The 15,997-nt window shown below is 52.9% G+C and carries 13 protein-coding genes and 1 tRNA gene; 5 read left to right on the plus strand and 9 right to left on the minus strand.

Annotated elements, in window-relative coordinates; genetic code table 11:
- Positions 1–362: 362 nt before the first annotated feature.
- From ACSPJT_RS03410 to ACSPJT_RS03425, 4 genes are read right to left on the minus strand one after another with little or no spacing between them, the layout of a single operon-like run.
- Entirely contained in the window at positions 363–3,575 is a 3,213-nt protein-coding gene (locus ACSPJT_RS03410) for an efflux RND transporter permease subunit (RefSeq protein ID WP_435894969.1), read from the minus strand.
- Positions 3,568–4,827, minus strand: coding sequence for an efflux RND transporter periplasmic adaptor subunit (locus ACSPJT_RS03415; RefSeq protein ID WP_435894970.1), 1,260 nt, complete (start codon positions 4,825–4,827; stop codon positions 3,568–3,570). Before ACSPJT_RS03415 ends, ACSPJT_RS03410 begins: the two co-directional genes overlap by 8 nt.
- Positions 4,828–4,847: 20 nt before the next feature.
- The gene (locus ACSPJT_RS03420) at positions 4,848–6,236 is read right to left on the minus strand and encodes an efflux transporter outer membrane subunit (RefSeq protein ID WP_435894971.1); all 1,389 of its coding nucleotides are present in this window, start codon (positions 6,234–6,236) and stop codon (positions 4,848–4,850) included.
- 13 nt (positions 6,237–6,249) lie between these two features.
- The gene (locus ACSPJT_RS03425) at positions 6,250–6,753 is read right to left on the minus strand and encodes a GbsR/MarR family transcriptional regulator (RefSeq protein WP_435894972.1); all 504 of its coding nucleotides are present in this window, start codon (positions 6,751–6,753) and stop codon (positions 6,250–6,252) included.
- Positions 6,754–6,954: 201 nt separating this feature from the next.
- Here ACSPJT_RS03425 and ACSPJT_RS03430 point away from each other — a divergent pair.
- A tRNA-Arg gene (locus tag ACSPJT_RS03430) sits at positions 6,955–7,031 on the plus strand.
- 157 nt (positions 7,032–7,188) lie between these two features.
- Complete coding sequence (locus ACSPJT_RS03435; RefSeq protein WP_435894973.1) at positions 7,189–7,803, plus strand: 3'-5' exonuclease; 615 nt, start codon at positions 7,189–7,191, stop codon at positions 7,801–7,803.
- 89 nt (positions 7,804–7,892) lie between these two features.
- On the opposite strand, the gene ACSPJT_RS03440 is transcribed toward ACSPJT_RS03435, so the two are convergent.
- A complete protein-coding gene (locus tag ACSPJT_RS03440; RefSeq protein ID WP_435894974.1) occupies positions 7,893–8,297 on the minus strand; it encodes a translation initiation factor in 405 nt (134 codons plus the stop codon).
- Positions 8,298–8,480: 183 nt separating this feature from the next.
- Here ACSPJT_RS03440 and ACSPJT_RS03445 point away from each other — a divergent pair, with 183 nt between their 5' ends.
- Positions 8,481–9,227 carry an alpha/beta fold hydrolase gene (locus ACSPJT_RS03445; protein WP_435894975.1) on the plus strand — a complete coding sequence of 249 codons (747 nt, stop codon included), beginning with the start codon at positions 8,481–8,483 and terminating at the stop codon, positions 9,225–9,227.
- 4 nt (positions 9,228–9,231) lie between these two features.
- Here the strand turns inward: ACSPJT_RS03445 and ACSPJT_RS03450 are convergent, their stop codons facing one another.
- The 4 genes from ACSPJT_RS03450 to ACSPJT_RS03465 are packed head-to-tail and all read right to left on the minus strand — an operon-like array spanning position 9,232 to position 13,389.
- Entirely contained in the window at positions 9,232–9,702 is a 471-nt protein-coding gene (locus ACSPJT_RS03450; RefSeq protein ID WP_435894976.1) for an eCIS core domain-containing protein, read from the minus strand.
- 17 nt (positions 9,703–9,719) lie between these two features.
- Positions 9,720–10,136: an OsmC family protein gene (locus ACSPJT_RS03455; RefSeq protein WP_435894977.1), complete on the minus strand. Its 417-nt coding sequence runs from the start codon at positions 10,134–10,136 to the stop codon at positions 9,720–9,722.
- Positions 10,137–10,160: 24 nt separating this feature from the next.
- Positions 10,161–12,704: an SUMF1/EgtB/PvdO family nonheme iron enzyme gene (locus ACSPJT_RS03460; RefSeq protein WP_435894978.1), complete on the minus strand. Its 2,544-nt coding sequence runs from the start codon at positions 12,702–12,704 to the stop codon at positions 10,161–10,163.
- 16 nt (positions 12,705–12,720) lie between these two features.
- A complete protein-coding gene (locus ACSPJT_RS03465) occupies positions 12,721–13,389 on the minus strand; it encodes a sigma-70 family RNA polymerase sigma factor (RefSeq protein ID WP_435894979.1) in 669 nt (222 codons plus the stop codon).
- A gap of 266 nt (positions 13,390–13,655) precedes the next feature.
- Here ACSPJT_RS03465 and ACSPJT_RS03470 point away from each other — a divergent pair, with 266 nt between their 5' ends.
- A complete protein-coding gene (locus ACSPJT_RS03470) occupies positions 13,656–14,414 on the plus strand; it encodes a hypothetical protein (protein ID WP_435894980.1) in 759 nt (252 codons plus the stop codon).
- A gap of 50 nt (positions 14,415–14,464) precedes the next feature.
- Positions 14,465–15,976: a hypothetical protein gene (locus ACSPJT_RS03475; protein ID WP_435894981.1), complete on the plus strand. Its 1,512-nt coding sequence runs from the start codon at positions 14,465–14,467 to the stop codon at positions 15,974–15,976.
- Positions 15,977–15,997 lie beyond the last annotated feature (21 nt).

Genomic DNA, 15,997 nt, shown 5'->3' on the forward strand with positions numbered 1-15,997 from the left:
GACGATTCCTTTACTCGATGTTTTCATGGTTCTGTGTTGTTTGTTTTTGACTGTTCATGTGGATCTCAAATCAGCGATCACACATAAACTGTAAGGATAATTTTGCCTACATCATCCACTTGTCCAGTAACACTCTTACATTTGCATGTAAGCAAACTGGATAATTACCAATTCGAAACAACCATAACAATCTCAATTAGAAACGATTACCACCATCGTTTCGCTTATGGCAAAATCGTAAAATAATTATTGGTAAAACCGACCTGTAACTCTGATTGAGACCGGTGACGAAGACTGCACAGATGCGAGATAAAAACATATCATTTCCCAGCTGTCAACTCCGTCACTGCTGAGACCCGCTCTCAGTCCAGCGATTCTTCCAGTCCGTGATCCTCATGCGTCAGTAAGGCATAGAGGCAGGGAATGATCACCAGCGAGAGCACGGTGGAGGCGATGAGGCCAAAAATCACCGCGAGACAGAGTGGCCGCCACATCGGATTGGTGATCGCCATGGGAATGAGACCGACAATCGTGGTCACCGAGGTACTGATGATGGGGCGTAGTCGGTCAGAAGCTCCGTGGGCAGCGGCCTCATGCACACCCATGCCGTTACGTAGGTGCATGTTCATGGTATCGACCATGACGATGGCATCGTTAGCGACGATGCCGATCAGCGCGATGATCCCCACCATCGCAAAGAATGATAACGCGGTGCCGGTGAGGTAGAAACCGATAAAGGTTCCTACCAAGGCCAATGGAATGGTCAGAATCAAGATAAACGCCTGAGTGAACGAACCGAACATCAGAACCAGCACACCAAAGACGAGAATGATGGCGACGACTAACATGTAACCCGCCGAGGCAAAGGTTTCCGCCGTTTCCTGCGCCTCGCCGCCGATGGAGTAACTGTATCCGCTCGGCCAGTCTGCTTTCATTTCATCTAACAAGGGCGTGAGTTCCGCCATGATCTCATTGACCGGTCGGTCGGGAGCTTTACCAATCACGCTGATTGCACGCCGACCGTCGCTGTGGGTGATAGAAACGGGAGCCTCGCCATTGACAGGATCTAATAGCGATAAAAGGGAAACGGTTTCCCCTTCTGGCGTGTAGGCACGGATCATGGCGAGTTCTTCGACTCGGGTCGGGCTGCCGCTTTTGCCTTCGCGGCTCGGCCATGCGATGCCCATTTCGATTGGCAGGTCTTCTTTGACTCCGGACAGGGCGAATTTCCCAATCTCGCCTGTGCTCATGGCAAAACGCACTTGGGCGGCGAGGTCTCCAGGCTGAATGCCATAGAAATCGAGCATTTCTCGCTTTGGTGTTAGAGTGATTTCGGGTCGGATCGGTCCCAAGTTATCGCGCACGTCAGCAGTGCCGGTGACACCTCGTACCAGCGTCTGCACTTGCGTGGAAATTTCACGCAGCTTGCCGAGATCATCGCCGGTGAGCTGCACTTCGATCGGATCGCTGGCGTCTGGTTGTCCGGTTTCAGGAACGACTTGGATTTTGGCGCCCGCGTAGTTTTTGTTGATCACTTTGCTGAGTTCGGCGCGAAGATCGTCGGCAATTTCGTAGCCGTCTTTATCGCGTTCTTCGCGTTCAAGGAAAACACACGAAAACCCAATGTAGTTGTCACCGGTGGACGGCTGTAGAGCATCGGCAAGTCCACCTCCGGAAAACGGGCTCTTCTTTCCAACCAGTTTTACCACACTTTCGAAGTAAGGTTTTTCCTGCAAAATCTTGCCCAAGCGATCCGCCACCGCCTGTGAGTGTTCCAAGGTCGTGGCAGGTGGCAGCTCGATGCTGATGCCTAGTTTACGACCGTCACTCTTGGGATACATGATCACTGAGACCTGGCTGACGGCGAAGAGTGAAAGGATGAAAATACCGAACGCACCTGCGGTCCAGATATAGGATGTCCGACGACTGCGCAGAGGTTTTTTCAAACTCCAAAGCCGCATTTTCTCCGAAAGCTTCTCGGTGATTCGGTCGGCGCGTGTCTTGCGTGATTCCGTCTGCTTCTTCGCGGCACCACCTAACAAAAATCGAGCCAGTGGAATATCGACTAACAATGCGATGACAAACGCTGTGAGCAAACAAGCAATTGCGGTGACTGGAAGCACGCGGATGAATTTTCCAGGTAAACCACCAATTGCCATCAGCGGAGCCATCGCCAAGATCGTGGTCGCCTGCCCTGCTGCCGCTGGAATGGCGTAGCGTTTCACCGTTTTCAACGCCGCCTGACCGAAGCTGAGTTTCTCGACGAAAATCCCTTCGTGAAGTCCCTCCATCATCAGAATAAATACGTCCACCATCAGCCCGAGTGCGAGCACCATGCCGATGATGACCAACTCGTTGAGCGTATACCCCAGAGCCCAGATGATGATCAGTGCACCGAGAAATGTTAGAGGGATGGAAAGGCCGGCAATAATTCCCTCACGCCATGTGAGCAGCAAGAAGAGGATGATGAAAACCGCCACCATCGCCTGCCAGCCATTGTTAAAGGCATCGGTCAGCGAGTCCCAGATGGTTTCGGTTTCGTCCTGCGTGACCTGATAGCTCACGCCCGCTGGCCAGATATTGCCTTCTTGCATTTCCTTGAGCTCGGCCCGCACGGACTCAATCACCGCGATGGTGTCGGCACCGGGAGATTTCTTCACCGACACCTCGATGGAGGAGGCGTATTCACTACCCTTCCAGCTGTATGATGCACGGCTTTCCTCCGTTTTTAGGTCGCGTCTCACGGAGGCGATCTCGCTGAGACGCACGGGTCGGTCACTGCCGCTGCCGCCGAGTCGAGTGACTGGTAAATTGCGCAGGCTTTCCAAATCACGGAACCGACCTGTTAGCCGGAGAGTCTGTCCCATTTTATCGTTCTCGATCTCACCCCATGGCATATCGATGTTAGCAGCCTGAACCGAATCGCGCACTTTGGTGGGGGAAATACCGAGTGATAGAAGTTTGTTAGGATCGAGCAAGATCTGAACGATCTCTCCGCGAGCACCACCGAGCACGATTTCGTTGACTCCTTTGACGCGCTCGAGCCGGTCTTCAAGGTCCTCGGCGAGACGGCTGAGAATGGTATCTCCTACCTCGCCATAGACGACAAAACTGAGAATCGGTCGATCATCCACCGACACCTGATTGATCTGTGGCTTCTCTGCATCACGCGGCAGTTCTGCCGATGCGTCATCGACGGCGGTTCGTAAAAGCGCAGCGGACTCCTGGGATTTAGCGCTGGCATCAAACTCCACCGCGATCATGGAAAACGAGTTAAACGAAGCGCTGGTGATTTTTTTCACCCCTTTGGTGGCTTTGATTTCCTTTTCCAGCTTTTCAGTGACCTCTTGCTCGATCGTTTGGGGATCGGCACCCGGCCAACTCGTGACCACCGTGGCCTGCGGAATGTCCAGATCTGGCAACGATTCCTTGACCAGCGACATGTAGGCGATCACGCCACCTACGCTGAACAGCATGGCTAACAGCGTGCCAAAAATCGGGCGCAGGAATAGGAAACGTGCAGCCGCGGAAGCGTTTTTAACTTCCTCGCTCATCTTAAGAGTATCTTTATTCATTCGACTCCTCGCTACTTGCTTTGAGAGTCTTGACCGGTGCTCCATCGCTCAACTGGTAGCGTCCGGTGGTCACTAACAGCTCACCTTGTTTCACTCCGGATGTGATTTCCTGACCGTCGAGACCTCGCAATCCGAGTTCTACAGCGCGCATTTTCGCTTGGTCACCTTCGACGACAAAGACGTGCGGTTTGTTATCGCGGTAAACGAAAGCATCGATTGGCGCGATGACCACATTTTCACTTTTATCTGTAGCAATCCACACAGTGCAAAATGTACCGTCTTGCAGTTTCTCCGCGCCGGCTGTGGTTCGGATTTTCACTTGGATGGTTCGTTTGCCGGGACTCACCGAGGGAGTTACGGAGTAAACCTCACCACGGGCAGGAAATTGATCCGGTGCCTTGTCCGGCCCATCCCCTCCTCCACCGCCACCTGGCTGGATGAAAACTAATTGCTTCGGTGCCACTGTGCCCCGTAATGCGGGTGGTATATCGACGGTGATTTCCAGACTTTCGCGATCGATGATCAAGATGGGCACCGTCTGAAGAAAGGACTCTTCGCTATCGGTCCGCACTAGATTCGGCATCATGTAAAATCCTTCGACGACATTCAGCCTCGCGATTACGCCGCTGATCGGAGCACGTAATTCGGTGGTCTCCAAGCCGACTTCCGCCTGCTTCAGTTTCGCCTCGGCGGCAAATACTTGGGATGCGGCGGCTTCGACCTGTGATTTCGCACGGGCAACGGAGGATGCTGCGTTGTCGGCCTTAGCTTTTGCTTCGTCATACTCTTGGCGCGATGCGGATTTCTTTTCTAACAAAGTTTTGAAGCGTTGGAACGTTGTCTTCGCCAGCTTCTGCTCGGTTTCCGCCTGATTGAGTTCGGCCGCGGCGACCTGGCTTCTAGTTTTCGCTTCAGCCACAGACGCTTTAGAAGAATCGACTTCAGCGGATGGGCGGCGCTGATCTTGCCTAACCAGAACCTCGCCTTCCTTGACCTCGGAGCCCTCGCGCAAATCTGGCTTGATGTAGGTAATGCGGCCCGCATTCTCGAAGTTGAGATACTCACGTCGAGTAGCTCGTGCGGTGCCTTCTCCGAAGGTCCACGTCTGCACGTTGCCCCGACTGGCAGGCACCACTTCCACCGTGATAGCGGTTGATTTTTTCTCCGGCTCGTCCTCTTTCCCAGAGCAAGCGGCAAGAGTGACACAAGTAGCCAGAAGCGGAAGGCGGTTGAGTTGTTTGATGAAATCCATGTTATAAAAATGTGTGTGTGTTAGAAGCCACCGCCAAGAGCGAGGTGCAGATCCACGCGATTGTTGAGTCTGGCGCGGCGAGCTGAGATGACGGATGACTGGGCGTCGAGCGCTCGGCGCTGGCTTTCGAGAACGTTGAGCAGTGGATCCACGCCTTGATCGTAACGATTGCTACTGACACGCGATGCTTGGCGGGCGGCGTCGGCTGCTTTTCTGAACTTGGCTTCGCGATTGGCCAAGATTTGCTCCACAGAAAGTGCGGTTTCCACTTCTCCGAATGCTGTCAGTGCGGCCTGGGCAAAACTTTCCTCGGCCTCGCGCTGACGACCTTTGGCAGAAATGATCTGGGCGCGAAGTTGGCCACCTTGGAAGATGGGCTGCACGACGTTTCCAGCAATCGACCAGACTCCGAAGTCACCCTTCAGCAAATTTCTAACTTCACTGCTGGAACTACCGCCACTCCCGGTCAGGCTGATGCGTGGGTAGAGCGCGGCTCTGGCGGCTCCGACATTTTTATCCGCTGCGGCCGCACGACGTTCGGCGGCGATGAGATCGGGGCGACGTCGAATGAGATCAGCTGGCAATCCGGCACGGACAGCACTAGGTGCAGAGGGCAAAGTGGCGGCGCCCTTGGTATTTCCAGAGGGGTATCGCCCCACTAACACCTCAAGCTGACGCGAGGCGCGCTGCACGTTTTCCTTGCGTTGTTCTACCAGAGCTTCTGCGGAGGCGTAGTTTGAGACGGCGAGGTGTTTGTCAGTGGGCGACTGAATACCTGCGTCTGCGCGGTCGGTGGCCTGCTTACCGGTTTTGCGAAAACTCTCACGTGTGGAAACGGCGAGTGCCAGCTGCTGCCGTGCTTCCGTTAGAGCAAACCACGCCTTGGCGGTCTGGCCTGCCAACGACAGTGCGCGGGCCGCGTAGTCAGCCTCGGCAGCTTGCAGATTAGCGTATGAGGCTGAGGAGCTTTTTCTAACACGCCCCCAGATATCGAGTTCCCAGCTGGTGTTCAATGAGACTCCAAAGGTATCAGTGCGGGTGCTTCCGACTCCGGCAATGGAAGCATTCTGTCGGCGTGATGCATCGATTCCAGCGCTCAAAGTGGGATAAAGAGCTGCGGCGGTGATGCGGGCTTCACCTGCGGCGGTCTGGATCCGACCCGCGGCGGCTTTTAAATCGTGGTTGTGCGCAATCGATTCGTGGATCAGAGCATTGAGCTGTCGGTCTCCAAACTCGGTCCACCACGCGGATGAGCTTGGGATTTTTGCGGAGCTGCTGCCAGCCACCCAGTTCGCCGGCACACCGACTCCGAGAACGGGATCATGTTTCGCCGGAGGCTTGACCATGCAACTGGAGACGAGCCATGAAGTAACAACAAGGCTATAGAAAGAGAGCGATTTGAAGGTCATGATCTTGGTTCGACTATTTTTTAGATTCTGCGCTGTAGCTATCGCTGATATCCCTCAGGCCATCCAAAGCCACCTGATAGAATCGAGCCATCTGTGCGATGTTCTTGGCGGCTCCTTTGTTAGTTTTAGGAATATCCGACTTTGCGGTGAGCACCACATTCCGGGCCTTTTCCAATCGGTCAATCGCCCCACGCAAGACACGCGCATAGGGATCGGCACCGAGTCGGTAAAATTGCTGCCGCTCCCCTGCCTTAGCGACCCGGATGATCATGCCCAGCTGTTCGAGCAATCGAGTATTTGTGCTGACACTGGCACGGCTCACTTGAAGTGCTTCCGCCAGCCCTTGCAGACTGCATGGTGTATCGACGATGATGAGATAACCGATGATTCGGCCAGCAATGCGTGGTAAGCCATCGCCCTGATAGACTAATCCCATGTCCTCGATGAACTCCTCCGAAGCTGTGCCGAGCTGAACTGATGGGTCGGATTGCTGAATGGGTGATTTGGAAACGGGCATAATCTGATGAGTTGGGGTTTTGGGTTGCAGTTGCCCATTGTTTAGTTCGTTCAGTCCGTTCAGTCAACACTGAACAAACATTGTTTGAATATTTCGTAAAACGATCAATTACACGAGAAAATAGAACTTTTTTGTCGTGATAGCTTGACCTTGTCGTTGGTTTGTGGCTTTTTGCGCCCGCGCCATTAAGACGCAAACAGTGCACCCGTAGCTCAGCTGGATAGAGCGCCTGACTACGAATCAGGAGGCCAGGGGTTCGAATCCCTTCGGGTGTACCATTTAATTTCCAAGGGCTCATGCAAAAATGTATGAGTCCTTATTTTTTGCTTTTGTTATGTGTGGCCCATCGACCTCAATTCCGTGCCAGCTATCGTTATCCAAGCATCCGTGCCCAGCATTTCCACAAGAAGGCGAATAAACCCACCCAATTAGTCGATGACCAAAAAACACACCAAGCTGAGAGGACCGACGAAAGCTGAAACTGCCAAGCTACCTCCCTTCCAAGGCATTACACCTGAACAAATCGTCGTGCCCAAAACTCAGGCGGAGTGCCAGAACGCGGTGGATGAAATCGTTAGCGCAGGGGTCACCGGCTTTGATACCGAGGCCAGGCCAACGTTTCAAGCAGGACAGAAAAGCAATGGCCCCCACGTGGTACAATTTGCGCTCACTGACAAGGCATTCATTTTCCAACTACATCGGAGCGAGTGCCAGAAAGCCGCTGCAGATTTAATCTCTTCGAACACCCTCCTCAAAGTGGGGTTCGGACTGCGAAATGATCACAAGCAAATAAGACATCGGCTGGCAATCGCGCTCAACCATGTAGTCGACCTCGATCAGGTGTTTCGCAAGCTAGGCTACGGGGGGCAGATCGGCATCCGAGGAGCTGTGGGTGTTTTATTCAAACAGCGCTTCAAGAAATCAAAATCCACCACGACAAGCAATTGGGCCCGCCCCGAACTAACACCACGGCAAATCCTATACGCAGCCAATGATGCCTATGCTGCCTTGAAAATCAGGGAAGCACTTGAGAAGGAAGGGCATCTCTAGGCATCGAACGCGGAAAGGTTGAATCGGCCACAATCATACGAACCGAAGTTCATCTACGGCATGAGGTCATGCCCTACTCTATCAGAGGTCTAACCACCGGCAAAAACCGGATTGAAACCGGCATCTGTTAGGATACGCTTCATCTCGTCTCGTTTGTCGCCCTGAATCTCGATGTTGCCGTCTTTCACAGTCCCGCCGACACCGCAGGCTTTCTGAATTTTCTTCGCGAGTTCCTGTTTTTCAGCCAGCCCGATGCCGCTAAAGTTTTTTGCGATGGTGACGGCCTTGCCTCCGCGATGCGCGGTTTGACGGATGATATCGACTCGACCTCGACTGGTGTTCTGCTGACCGCGTTTGGAAGTTTTTACAGAAACAACTGGTAGAGAGCCTTCTGGGCCTACAGGCAGACCTTCAAGCGCATCCAAGGCGCCAAACGCGTTTGGAGTTTGTGAATCTTCATCAGAACCTGCAGCCTTTCTCTTTTTTCGACTCATCGAGCTCATTTAATGAGGAATCTCAAAAAATCACACGCCTATTTCTCATCTTTCGCGCTTCGCTAGCGTTATGGAAAGAGTCCGTCAGGCCTTGGGGCTTGCGTATATTGAGCCCTCAACTGGAAAATACGGAAAATCTTTATTGATAGACAGCATCCAGTTCATCGGTAACAGTTAACAGAGATGGATACGCAATCTCCCATATGGACATTTTTGCCCGGGCTGCACGGTACTCCGGAACTGTTCGGTGGCGTCAAACAGGCGTTGCCAAATACCATTGAGTCAGAATTTGTGGAACTGCCTACCAAGGGGAGCCAACGTTACACCACTCTATCAACCTGGCTTGACGAACATCTCCCGAGAGGCGTAGAACGCGTGCTGATTGCAGAATCATTCAGCGGGCCGATTGCTTTACGCCTAGCGGCTCTTCGTCCTGATGAGGTCTGCGGTGTAGTGCTGGTTGCTTCTTTCTGCGATGCTCCCATTAACCCAGGGATCGCGCTACTCCCCTTGCGACCACTTTTCATGGTGAAACCACCCAAGGCGGCACTTCGACATTTCCTCATTGGTGATGATGCGGAAGATGCCGAGGTAGCGGATCTCAGTAATGTCATCCAGACCATTCCCTCCAGAACATTAGCAAACCGTGTGCGGGCTGTGTTAGAACTGCAGGAACAGGATAATCCTACGCTAGCAGATGTTCCAATGATGATTCTCCAGGCACAAAGCGACAACCTCGTCCCATGGGATGCCCAACAACGTCTGGAAGCCTGTTACCCAGAGGCCCGCGTTCACTGGATTGAAGCTCCTCACTTAGCGATGCAGCGTTACCCAGAAAAATGCGTCCAAATGATTCAATCATTTGTTGAGAACCTGCCCGTAAAACAGATTCTGGTGGGAGCCTCTAGCAAAGCAGATCCGACGGAGTGAAAAATCACGCGAGGACCCGGGCCGACTCTTGCCGCGCCTCGACCTCCCAGTCTGCATCGTAATATCCATGCATCAGACACTGGTGGATGTATTCAATCATAAATGCCCAGATCGACCCTACCCGCTGATACTGCTGAATATGAACAAGCTCATGAGCCATCAGTGCTGCCGATCCAGCACAATCGGCTGAAAGGTATATCCCCCTCCCCAATGTGATTCCCGCAGCATCTATCACACAGGATGCGCCACATCTGTTCAGCAAAGAAAAAAGAAAATGGAGAGGATTGGGAACCCGATCGACCACACTCACATAGATTTCCTCTGGTTGAGTCACGCCCAAATCCATAGCATACGTCAACTCTTGCTCGGTCAGTTTACGCCCGTGTTTTTGAATACGTCCCTGATGCCAGAAAGCCCATGGCGTGGCACAACAGGCAGCTAAAAATGCCAGTATCCAGTAGAGACCTCGTTTCATCTCACCGGAACTTTGGTCTAGGAGGGATTCTCCCAGTTCCAATCAATTGGCACTTCAATCTCGGGATTGATGCTCTGAAAGACAGGACAGCTCAGAGCCGAGCCTTCTAACATTTTTCGATCTGGATGATTCGAAGGCAGAGGCACATCAATGACTACCGCCAGTTTTGAAATCCTGCGCGGCTGGTCGGATGACATGTGTTTTTCAACCTTTAATTTGAGGCCCTCGAGCGGAATTTTTTTGCGTTGCCCCACGATTCCCATGATCGTTGCCATACAACTAACCAGAGCCGTGGCTATTAGGTCTGTTGGAGAAAAAGTCTCACCTCGCCCGTTGTTATCGACGGGCGCATCGGTGGAAACAGTGCTTCCCGATGGGCCGTGGGTGCTAGTGCAATGAAGACCGCCTTCGTAGTGGGTGGTTATTTCGATCATATGGATGTATTGGGGTTGGTTGTTTTAAGGAGATTCGTCTTCAGAGATCTGTGAGGTCATCAGCTTGACCTTCTTTGCCAAGGCGACCCGGAATCCGTAGAGATTACTCGCCTTGGTGGACCTAACAGTGTAGCGCTGACTAACGTAGAGGTGCTCCTTCTGGTAGCTGTTCCAGCCGCCGCCGCGAAGCACTCCGTATTTCCCATTCTCATCATAATCATCGGATACCCACTCGTGCGCATTACCAGCCAAGTCATAGATGCCTAGGTTGTTAGGAGGGAAGGAGCCCACAGGAGATGTTTTTTCGAAGCCATCCTCGTAATTCATCAGAGTGCGGTCTCGGCGCACGTTGGCGGCTTGAGCCGCACTTTTATCGGCAAGATTCCCCACCTTGAATTCGGCATCCTCGGGTGGCCAGACAGTGCCCCATGGGAATATTTTCTCAGGTCTAAATTCCCTGACAGAAGGCAACTGGTCTGGGCGTTCCTCCAGGCCGGCGAGATGACTCCATTCCAAATCAGTGAGCAAGCGATACTCAACATCCGATGAAATACGCTCGTCTTTTTGCTCGCGAGCGGTCAGCCATTTACAGAATGCCATGGCATCGGCTCTGGTGACCTGAAGCACCGGATGGTTGGGCCCTTGATTAAAACCGGGCGATGGTGGAGCGGTCGCTTTCGATTCCTTGACGTATGTGTTGTAATCAGAAACTCGGGTCTCCCAAGCCGAAACCATCAAATCCTCACCAATGGGCACGAATTGCATGCCCAAACTGTTAGACCATTTTTTACCGAACACGACGCTGTTGTTCCGCTGAAGATTAATCACCACTTTCTCGTTACCTCCGTCTTTTAAGTCCATGGTTTTGGTCACTCTCCTGTAGCCTTCCAGACTCAAGGTGAGCTGCAATGACCCCGGCTTGACGCGAACGCGAGGACGTGGAGTAACTCCACGGTATTCTCCATCGATCTGGAGAATGGCCCCTTCTGGCACGCTGTGGATTTCCAAATGCGCAAAGGGAATGTTTTTCACCAAACACTGGAACGGCCGCAGCCCCTGCTTAATAGCACGAGGACTCATCGCGGGTGATTTGAAACTCTTGTCCACCTTCGCTGAGATATACTGAACCTCGGTGAGATAACCTTCTGTAGATGCTTTCTCACTCTGCCAGCGACAATACATATCGGCCTGCTCCGGTGTCACCAGAACAATACTCCGGTTGACTCCACTTTCGCTGTGTTCGATCACCTCGGCGTTGTATTTCTTATTGGTGTCCTGCTCAAACCTACGCCACTGGTAGAGCCTAACAAATCCCGCGCTGATGTGGTAACCATCCATGGGTTGATAGCGGATCCCCATGTTATCCACCCACTCCTGTCCTGAAACAGGCGGCGAGTAAATCGACAAAACATGCTCGACAATCTGAGTCTCATTCGCCACGACGACACCTTCTGCAGGTTCTGTGCGGTATCCCTCCAGACGAAACTCAAACCAGTATCGTTCACCTGCCACCATGCGAATATTTTTCAGTGGCGTTACATCGAGGAAATTTCCGTCACGATCATAAACCTCGGCCCCTTCCGGATCGCTGATCACTTTCACAAAGCCATACTCGATTTTCTTTTCCACGGGTGGCGGTGGAGGATCGGCCTTTGCCTGTGTCGGCCAAGGAATATGACCGCGGAAAACCCAGCCAACCAGCGCCAGACAGGCGACCAATGGAATCATCGCCAGCAAAGCACCACGGCGGCGGCGCTTGACTCGCTTCCCGCGTTGTAACCGCCTGAGAGCAATAGCGAGTGACGCCGCAGTTTTGATGGTGCGCTTCGACACCCTTGGCTCACAGATATCACAGATAATCTGATTGAGGTTTAACCAGCGTTTTCTGTTAGCATCCTCCGGCAACTCATCAGGCAGTTCAGGAAATTGCAGACGGTCTTTTCCCGTTGCCATTTCATACATCACCTTACCGAGCCCATAGACATCAGCCTGGGCTGAGCCCGGCCCCTCGGGGGGGACAAAGCCCTCTGTGCCTACAAATGTCCGCTGCCCACGAGTCGCCACCAGACCGATATCAGCGAGCTTGGCTTTACCATCCACAAAGATGATGTTAGAAGGCTTGATGTCGCGGTGCGCCAACCCCTTTTCGTGAAGGTGCTCGAGAGCATCGGCAAGACACAATCCAACCTCGATCACAAAATCCGGATTCAGCGGCGTGCCTGCGGCTTTCTTTAAATCAGTCCGCAAGTTACGCGGCTCATATTCCACGGGATTGATCTCGTTCCCCGTGCGAATATCGTCGCCGAGTTCCATCACGTAGTAATAGAACTCCCCTTCTTGGTGACTCCTGCCAACGTGTAGAATATTGACCAATCCCGCGTGATCTCGGGACATTGGTTCGTATTTTAAAATGCCCTCGAATTCGCGTTCGAAGCCGCGTTCGTCCTCAAAGTCTTCACGTCTAACGACTTTGACAGCGCGCATGGCTCCAGTGACGCCACGCGCCAGCCACACCTCACCATATGAGCCGCCGCCTATTTTGCGCAGCACCTCATGATCCGGTATCACCGGCTCTGGACTCACCCTACCCCGCATCCTCGTTTAATTTCGACAATTCTTTTTTAAGGATTTTTCCTACCCGATGCTTCGCCAAATAGACCTGTGACATGCTCACTCCGAGTTGCTCCTGCACCCTACCTGCATCCCATTCACGAATGACATAACAGTCGAAAATTTGATATTGCTTGGGAGACACCTGCGCCTTGACCTTTGCTAGAGCAGCATCGGCGAGGTTTTTTTTCCATTCCACATCCCAGAGTCTTTCCAAGGTTCCGCTCTTAGGATCTTCCAAGCGTTCGATGACCGAAGTTTTACGCCCCTCATCATCCCACTCGCCAATGCTCATGGCGGTGTCTTTTTTGCGTTTGCGAAACTGATCGTTGATCCTCCACCGAGTCATGTTCATCAGCCAGGACTTGAACGATCCTTTCTCCGGATCATACATGTTCTTTTTGCTCTGTTTCGCGATGGATAGAATCGTTTCCTGAACGACATCAAAGGCTTCGTCCGAGCGCAGTCCGGCTTTCAAACCTACGGCGTAGATCAGCTTCCAGTAGGTTTTGTAGAACTCATCCCACGTGCGCTGATCCTCCCAGTTATCCAGTCTCGCGATCAAACTCTTCCGCGTGTGAGCGTATGCCGCCTCCATCTTTACCGCCTCGCTGTCTTTCGCGTCGTCTGGTTTATCTGCCATTGTGCTTTTTCTATAACATATGTTTTTCATCGTTCCATCAGCAAATACTCCAGCTTTACCTCAATTTTACATTATTTCCAATAATCAGGGAAAGCGAAGCACGTGAAAATCCATTTACAAGAACCTCATATGCACTCTACACTCAGTGGAATTATTTCAGTAAATGAGTGAGTTTTCATACTTATTTATAATTATTGAGGTATTTCAGCCATCTTCCCCGATGGTTCCCCACCCTTACCACCCCACCCTTATACCACTTAGACACTATGAATTCTGCTGATCAGATCAACCCTGCCGAGCAGGTTGAACGGATACGGGAAATTCTCGTAGGCCGCGATATCGAGCTTGTGAACAATCGGATCGAATCCCTCGAGAAAAACCTCCAATCGCAATCGAGCGAGGCGAATCGAGAGGTTACCGCCAAGCTAGCTAAAGCCGAGGAGCAATATGCGGCGTCGCAACAAAATATCCAGTCGATTACCAATCACATCCGGCAGCAGTTGCAGCAGGAGGCATCGACACGAGGCCAGCAAATTAACGACCTTGCCAGCAAGATCGATGCAGCGGCCAAACGGATGGAGCAAACCTCCCAGCAGCTGGTTAATATCGAAAACAAGCACAACGAGGGCATTTCAAAAAAGTTGGAAAGCCTCAGCTCGGAAATGGCTTCCCGCATCGACGCGCACTCGCGCCAGATCATGGAGCATATGCACCGCGAAATCCAGCAGTGGAAAAACCGTATGGACGGGCAGATCACCACGCTCGCTGAGGAAAAATTGGATCGGCAGGAACTCACCACCCGTCTGGCTCGAATTGCCAGTGCAGCAATGGGCGATGCCGTTCCTCCCAGCACACCGCGGCCAAAACCCAGTGGCATGGGTGGAACACTTGGCACAGCCATGGGAAATCTAGGCAGCCCGTTGGAAAGCTCCAGCGAAGGTAACTACACTCCCCCTGCCCAAGAACCGCCCAACTTGAGCAGTCTCGATGTTTTTGCCATGCCCACCGATGACTTTACATCCTAACAGCCCTCCTCCCTGCATTTTTTCACCCTTCTAACTCCGGAGCCCTCCCCGTGTCCCTCGAGTCCATCACCCCGCTTCCGGCTACATCCGGAAAACCCGTCCCCGCGCCCAGCCTCGCATCTCTGAGGCAGGGCTGGAGTAGCCACGGCGCTGCTCCCAGCACACCTCGGCAACAGCCTCCACTACCGACCTTTCCGGTCAAATCCGAGGTTCCGGGAAATAAAAAAACCACCCCTGAGCCACTACCCCAGCTCCCCGAGTTGGGCTCCATGGCCAGCGATGCCGTGTTTAGCATGGAGGGTCTTGATGAACTGTTAGCCAGTGTTTATCCAGGAAGAGTCAAAGAGACCACTCAACAAAAACCATCTCTTTTCGAAGAGCCCATACCTGCGGTCCCTACCCAGCAGCCAGCGGCACAACAAACACAAAAAAAGCCAACCATCCCCTCGATAGAACTGCCACCGTCCGGGCAGCGCAGTGCCAGAAGCTCAAGCGAGCAGTCTGCAGCCAAACACGCTAGCATGTCAGCCATGCCAAGTGTAGCAGCCCCCAATGTGTCCCTTCCATTGGTGCGAGACCAATTCCTCAAGCCGACCAGCACTACACCCGAGGAAGAGACTACGGAAAAAACCACACCCACTCCGTCATTTGCTGCCAAGCCAGCCGCAGAGTCGAAACCGGAACCCGTTGCAGCTAAAAAAGCTGAGCCGCAGTCAGCGGATCCAGCACCGAAACAAGAAGCACCGACTCCTCAAGCTCGGCCGGAACCGCAACCCAAGACGTTCACTAGAAAAATAATCGCCCCCTCCAGCACCCCCCCAGAGAGCGACCAACCATTTGCAGAGCGGACGAGCACTCCTAACAAGGTGGATCAAACTAAACCGGCTCGACCTGACTACACGGATGACGATCTGAGGGATGCCATGCAGCCGATTGTCGATCAAAGTGTCGATAAATTCCTCTACACTCCTAGCCACGGCATCCACACCTACTTGGAGCCGATGCTTCGCAGCACCGTGCGTAGAGCCATCGCCGAACAAATGGACGACGCCAGCCCGTTCCATGATGTAGCAGGCTGGGACAAATTCGCGTGGAAAATGCGCGCCCTGTTTAGTAGCAGAACTTACGACGAGATTGTCTTCGACCGCACCAAACGCTATCAGGTGGAAGAAGTCTTCTTGCTCCGTCGCCACACCCGTTCGATGATTTCCTATGCCAGCAATGATCCTTCACGGCACTCGAAAACAAACAAAGTACTGAGCACAGTGAAGAAAGTCGCGTCCAAGTGCGGCTCTAGCTCATCACCTGCTGACACCGAGAGCTGCATCTCATGGGAGGATGGCCGGAATCTCATGATTCGACGTGGGAAACATTGTATCCTGGCTGCTATTGTGCACGGCTCTTCCAATGCCATTCTTCGCTCGGACCTCGACTACGCATTGCGCCAGGCTGAGGAGCGTTTTGGAATTTCCCTCGAAGAGGAAAACGATATCCATCTCCAAATCCTGCAACCGCTCCTCGAAGGTTGCCTGCTGATTCAGTCCCCAGCGATCCCGAACTAGGACGCGCTTTAGCCCCGCATT

The organism is Oceaniferula spumae (assembly GCF_042849255.1).
Lineage (GTDB): Bacteria > Verrucomicrobiota > Verrucomicrobiia > Verrucomicrobiales > Akkermansiaceae > Oceaniferula > Oceaniferula spumae.